Genomic DNA, 1,045 nt, shown 5'->3' with positions numbered 1-1,045 from the left:
GGCGTAATGGACAAAAATGAGGCTGTGAAGTTGTGTAACCCCTTATTTTATCTCCCTTTGCAAGCATTTGAAAATATGAATAAAAAATTTGCTTTTACTGTGGTAGTAAAATAACCAAGAAAAATGGTAAGAAAAACGGTATTCAAAGCTACAAATGTTATGCTTGTGGGAAGCAATTCTTAGCTAAAAAGAGATTGTTTTTAGATGAAGAAAAGCTTTGGAAAGAATATGTACAAGGCAAACAAACCTATGTCCAATTAGCTGAAAAATATTCTTGTTCAGCAAAAACAATTAAAAGGAAGTTAGATAATTATTCCGTTAAAATACAAGCTAAAACAGCCCGAAAGGTAATTGTTTTAATGGACACCACCTATTGGGGAAGAACGTTTGGAGTTATGCTTTTTAAGGATGCTATAACAAAAGAAAATCTTTTAAAGTACTACGTGAAAAATGAAACAAATGCTTTGTATATACAAGGCATTGAAGAACTTAAAGATAAAGGATTTGAAATTATTGCTATTGTTTGTGATGATAGAAAAGGCTTATTGCAATCTTTTAGAGATATTCCTGTACAAATGTGTCAATTTCATCAAAAACAAATTGTTATCAGATATTTGACCAAGAATCCTAAACTTCAAGCAGGACAAGAACTAATGAATGTTGTAAACTTACTAACTAATACAGATAAAGAATCATTTGAAGGAGTGTTAGGTTTATGGTATGAAAAATGGAAAGATTTTCTTAATGAAAGAAGTACTAATCCTTTAACTAATAGAACGTTCTATACTCACAAGAAGCTAAGAAGTGCTTATAGAAGCTTAAAGAACAACTTACCTTGGCTTTTTACTTGGTATGATAATATTCAACTGAACATTCCTAATACAACAAATGCTATTGATGGACATTTTGCAGACCTAAAGAATAAACTTAGGAATCATAATGGATTGATTTTAGAGAGGAAGAAGAAATTTATTACTGGGTTTTTAAAGGCATAGGGCTGCCAAAATATTAATAAAAAGAGGCTGTCCAAAAAGTTTAGTTTAAA

General features: G+C 30.4%; 1 protein-coding gene. It reads left to right on the top strand.

The features are described 5' to 3' along the window. The first annotated feature begins 194 nt into the window (after positions 1–194). Positions 195–995 (top strand): hypothetical protein, encoded by an 801-nt coding sequence (locus HMPREF9073_RS09155; protein ID WP_009413448.1) that lies wholly within the window; start codon positions 195–197, stop codon positions 993–995. Positions 996–1,045 lie beyond the last annotated feature (50 nt).

The organism is Capnocytophaga sp. oral taxon 326 str. F0382, from assembly GCF_000318295.1.
GTDB classification, from domain to species: domain Bacteria; phylum Bacteroidota; class Bacteroidia; order Flavobacteriales; family Flavobacteriaceae; genus Capnocytophaga; species Capnocytophaga periodontitidis.
This window is presented reverse-complemented; position numbering and strand designations above follow the sequence as displayed.